This is a genomic window from Bergeriella denitrificans NBRC 102155, assembly GCF_001592185.1.
GTDB classification, from domain to species: Bacteria; Pseudomonadota; Gammaproteobacteria; order Burkholderiales; family Neisseriaceae; genus Neisseria; species Neisseria denitrificans.
In genome coordinates this window covers 1-4,917 of record NZ_BCWL01000162.1, presented here as the reverse complement: position 1 = coordinate 4,917, position 4,917 = coordinate 1, and the positions used below count along the sequence as shown (strand labels likewise).

Sequence of the window (4,917 nt, the reverse complement as noted above, 5' to 3'; positions counted from 1 at the left end):
TGACTATACTATAGTCGAAGAGTAATCTCTGCTACGGCGCCGGCTCGCCTTGTATCAGCATTTAATTTCTCCGACTATAGAACGCCCTGCTTTGCTTTATAATAGCTGGAATAGCCTGCCCCGCAACGCCCGCAGGCCGCCTTATAACCCATAGAAACGGATGACCACATGAGCGTCGGATTATTGCGTATCCTGGTACAAAACCACATTCTGACACCCGATCAGGCAGGCCGCTATATGGACACCGCCCACGCCGGGCGCGCGCTGATGCCCCGTCTGTTTGCCGACGGCGTCACCACCCCGCGCGCATTGGCCGGGCTGCTGGCGCAAACCTTCAATTATCCCCTGCTGGATTTGCACCATTTTCCGCGCAGCGGCGTCTTGGCCGATGTACTGACCGAAGAGCAGATGATTCAAAACCGCTGCGTGCCGCTGTTCCGGCGCGGGCGCACGGTATATCTGGGCGTATCCGATCCCACGCGGATTCAGGATTTCCAAAAAATGGCTTTTGCCTCCGGCGAAGACATGGACTTGGTTGTGGTGCGCGACGACCAGCTCGAAGCGCTGCTGGAGTGGCTGGGGCAGCGTTCCACCGCCATTCTGAGCAAAATCCGCCGCGAGCACGAAGCCGCGCAGGGCACGCAAATTCTCTATATCGACAACGAAGAAGCCGAAGACGGCCCGATTCCGCGCTTTATCCACAAAACCCTTTCCGATGCCATTCAGGCCGGCGCGTCCGACATCCATTTTGAATTTTACGAACACATCGCACGGGTGCGCTTCCGCGTGGACGGCCAGCTGCGCGAAGTGGTGCAGCCGCCCGTGGCCGTGCGCGGCCAGCTTGCCTCGCGCATCAAAGTCATGGCGCATCTGGATATTGCTGAAAAGCGCGTGCCGCAAGACGGGCGCACCCAAATCGCTTTCCAGAAAAACGGCCGCCCCGTGGATTTCCGCGTCAGCACCCTGCCCACCCTGTTTGGCGAAAAAGTCGTGATGCGGATTTTAAATTCCGATATCGGCGGTTTGGACATCGACACCTTGGGTTTGGAGCCGTTTCAAAAAACCATGCTGCTCGAAGCCATCCGACGCCCTTACGGCATGGTCTTGGTCACCGGCCCCACCGGCTCGGGCAAAACCGTGTCGCTCTACACCTGCCTGAATATTCTGAATACCGAAAGCGTCAACATCGCCACGGCGGAAGACCCGGCGGAAATCAACCTGCCCGGCGTCAACCAAGTCAATGTCAACGACAAACAGGGCCTCACATTCGCATCCGCGCTGCGCGCCTTTCTGCGCCAAGACCCCGACATCATCATGGTGGGCGAAATCCGCGATTTAGAAACCGCCGACATCGCCATCAAAGCCGCGCAAACCGGGCATATGGTGTTCTCCACCCTGCACACCAACAACGCGCCCGCTACCCTTTCGCGCCTGCTCAATCTGGGCGTTGCCCCCTTCAACATCGCCAGCTCCATCACGCTGATTATGGCGCAACGCCTACTGCGCCGCCTCTGCCCCGACTGCAAAAAAGCCGTGCCCCGCCCGCCCGAAGCCGCGTTGAAGCAGGCCGGTTTTACCGATGAAGACCTGGCCGGCAGCTGGACGCTCTACCGCCCCGCAGGCTGCGAATCCTGCCGCGGCAGTGGGTTCAAAGGACGCATCGGCGTGTATGAAGTCATGCCGGTCAGCGAAGCGATGCAGCGCGTCATCATGGACAACGGCACGGAAGTGGACATCACCGCGCTGGCCTATCAGGAAGGCATGGTCGACTTGCGCCGCGCCGGCCTGCTCAAGGTGATGCAGGGGCTGACCCCTTTGGAAGAAGTAACCGCCCGCACCAACGATTAAGGATTAAGCATGGCTTCCACACGCCCATCGTCCGGCCGCCCGGCCAAAGGCCGCCGCTTTGCCTTTGAAGGCAAAAACACCTACACCGAGCGCCTTGTGCGCGGCGAAGTGGTGGCGGAAAACGAAGAAGACGCCAAACGCAAGCTGCAGCGGCGCGGCATCCGTCCAACGCACATCAGCCGCGTCAAATCCGTGCGTACCCGCGCCATTACCCAGGAAGACATTACCGTCTTCACCCGCCAGCTGGCCGCCATGCTCAAAGCCGGTCTGCCGCTGCTGCAAGCCTTTGAAATCATCGCACGCGGCCATGCCAACCCCGCCGCCACGCAGCTGCTGACCGGCATCCGCGCCGATGTAGAACAAGGCAGCCCGCTCTCGGCATCGTTTGCCAAGCATCCGAAATATTTCGACCGCTTCTACTGCAATCTGGTGGCGGCGGGCGAAACCGGCGGCGTATTGGAAAACCTGCTCGACAAGCTGGCCGCGTATAAAGAAAAAACGCTGGCCATCAAGAAAAAAGTCAAAACCATGCTGATGTATCCGATGGCGGTTATGGCCGTCGCCGCCGGCCTGGTCTTTGTGATGATGCGCTTTGTGCTGCCCGCATTTAAGGAAATCTACACCAATATGGGCGCGCAGCTGCCGCTGATGACGCAATATGCCATGACGCTCTCGGATTTGGTGGTGGAATACGGCTGGCTGATGCTGGTAGCCGCCGTGGCCGCCGTGGTGACGCTGCACCGGCTGCACGCGAAATCGTATGCCCTGCAAAAGCGCACCGATGCCATGCTGCTGCATCTGCCCCTTTTCGGCAACATCGTGCGTAAAGCCACCACCGCCCGCTGGCTGCGTACCCTTTCCACCCTGTTTGCCGCCGGCGTGCCGCTGGTGGAAGCGCTGGATTCCGTGGCCGCCGCTTCGGGCAACCTGCTCTACGAAGAAGCCACCCACGATATCCGCACCAGCGTCAATCAGGGGATGTCGCTGGCTTCCAGTATGCAGGCCGCCGATATTTTTCCCAATATGGTTGTGCAGATGGCGGCGGTGGGCGAAGAATCCGGCGCACTCGACGATATGCTCAACAAAGCGGCGGAATTTTATGAAAACGAAGTGGACAATTCGGTTTCCCGTCTGTCTGCCCTGATTGAACCCGTTATCATGGTCATCATCGGTCTGATTATCGGCACGCTGCTGATTGCCATGTATCTGCCGCTGCTCAACCTGGGCGGCGTGGTGTCTTAATATGCAGAGCCTGCTTGAATCTTCCGCACCGCTGCTGCTGTTTTTTTCGGTCATACTCGGCCTGATGATCGGCAGCTTTCTCAACGTGGTCATCTACCGCCTGCCCGTGATGATGGAGCGGGATTGGACCCTGTTTGCCAAAGAACATTTGGGCATCAGGCCGTCTGAAAAAGACGCCGCACCCTTCAATCTGGCCGTGCCGCCTTCGCATTGCCCGCATTGCGGCAGCCCCGTGCGCGCCCTGCAGAATATCCCGCTGCTCAGCTACCTGCTGCTGCGCGGCCGCTGCGCCGCCTGCCGCGCCCCCATCGGCAAACGCTATCCGCTGGTGGAGCTGCTGACCGCGCTGGCCTTTGCCGCCGTTGCCTGGCAATACGGCGCAAGCTGGCTGACTTTAGGCGGCTGGGTGCTCAGCGCCTTTCTGATTGCGCTGGCCTTTATCGATGCCGATACCCGCTACCTGCCCGATACCCTGACCCTGCCGCTGATTTGGCTGGGGCTGCTGTTCAACCTCGGCGGCGGGCTGACCGATCTCGAATCCGCCGTGATCGGCGCGGTGTGCGGCTATCTGAGCCTGTGGCTGCTGTGTGCCGCCTACAAACTGCTCACCGGCCAAACCGGCATGGGCGGCGGCGACTTCAAGCTGCTGGCCGCGCTCGGCGCCTGGCTGGGCGCGGCGGTGCTGCCACTGCTCGTGTTTGCCGCATCGCTGGCCGGTATTCTCGCCGCGCTGATGCTGAAAATCGGCAAAAACCAAGCCTTCGCCTTCGGCCCCTGCCTCGCGCTGGCCGGCTGGATTTTGATGCTGGCCTACGCACCCGCGCAGCAGCTGGTACGCTGGTGGCTCTCCGCATCGGGATTTTAAGGCAGACCCCGTTTATTGAAAGGAACACGTATGACCGTATGGATAGGCCTTACCGGCGGCATCGGCAGCGGCAAATCGCAGGCCGCCGCCGAATTTGTCCGACTGGGCGTACCGCACATCGATGCCGATGCCGTCAGCCGCAGACTGACTGCCGACGGCGGCGCGGCGCTGCCCGAAATCCGCCGCTGCTTCGGCGCAGCCCTGTTTGACGACAGCGGCCGTCTCGACCGTGCCGCCCTGCGCGATACCGTTTTCAGACGGCCCGAAGCCCGCCGCCAGCTCGAAGGCATCATGTTTCCCCTGATTTTGGCCGATATCCGCAGGCAGCAGCAGGCGCATCCGCACGCCGCCTACGGCATCATCGACATCCCGCTGCTGGTCGAGCAGCCGCTTTTCCGCCAACTGGTGCAGCGCGTCCTCGTCATCGACGTCGCGGAAGACACGCAAATCCGCCGCGTGCAGGCGCGCAGCGGCCTGAGCGAAAGCGAAATCCGCCGCATCATCGCCGCCCAAGCCCCGCGCCGCCGCCGCTTGAACCATGCCGACGATGTATTGGGCAACGAAGGCAGCGCAGCGGATTTGTCCGAAAAAATTACCCGCCTGCACCGCTATTACCAAGCCCGATATGCCGCGCAGGCCGTCTGAAAACAGATTAATTTCTCCGACTATAGTCATAGAAACCCGCCCAACCGCCCCCGAGATTGCCATGAATACCGCCCTGACCGTCAAATGCCCCACCTGCCAAAACCCCGTCGCCTGGAATGCCGACAGCCCCTACCGCCCGTTTTGCAGCCAACGCTGCAAGCTGATTGATTTGGGCGAATGGGCGCAGGAGCGTTACACCGTGGCCGCTGCGGAAGAAGAACCGCTGTCGGAATGGGAAAACAAAGCCGTCTGAAAAGCGGTTTATTTTGGTCGGAAAGGGCGCGGCTTCGACTGCGCTCAGCCACCTGATGGGATAT

Annotated in this window: 5 protein-coding genes; all 5 read left to right on the top strand. The window is 60.7% G+C overall.

All coding sequences use genetic code 11. From position 1 onward, the window contains the following. Positions 1-168: 168 nt before the first annotated feature. The 5 genes from pilB (at position 169) to yacG (ending at position 4,853) form a co-directional block, all read left to right on the top strand. The gene (gene pilB, locus BDE01S_RS08310; protein ID WP_066080060.1) at positions 169-1,848 is read left to right on the top strand and encodes a type IV-A pilus assembly ATPase PilB; all 1,680 of its coding nucleotides are present in this window, start codon (positions 169-171) and stop codon (positions 1,846-1,848) included. Between the two features lie 9 nt (positions 1,849-1,857). Next, positions 1,858-3,090: a type II secretion system F family protein gene (locus tag BDE01S_RS08305; protein WP_066080057.1), complete on the top strand. Its 1,233-nt coding sequence runs from the start codon at positions 1,858-1,860 to the stop codon at positions 3,088-3,090. A 1-nt stretch (position 3,091) separates the two neighbouring features. Then, the gene (locus tag BDE01S_RS08300) at positions 3,092-3,955 is read left to right on the top strand and encodes a prepilin peptidase (protein WP_066080054.1); all 864 of its coding nucleotides are present in this window, start codon (positions 3,092-3,094) and stop codon (positions 3,953-3,955) included. Positions 3,956-3,985: 30 nt separating this feature from the next. Continuing rightward, positions 3,986-4,600, top strand: coding sequence for a dephospho-CoA kinase (coaE, locus tag BDE01S_RS08295; RefSeq protein ID WP_066080051.1), 615 nt, complete (start codon positions 3,986-3,988; stop codon positions 4,598-4,600). Positions 4,601-4,661: 61 nt separating this feature from the next. Next, positions 4,662-4,853, top strand: a complete 192-nt coding sequence (gene yacG, locus BDE01S_RS08290) for a DNA gyrase inhibitor YacG (RefSeq protein ID WP_066080048.1) — start codon at positions 4,662-4,664, stop codon at positions 4,851-4,853. Positions 4,854-4,917 lie beyond the last annotated feature (64 nt).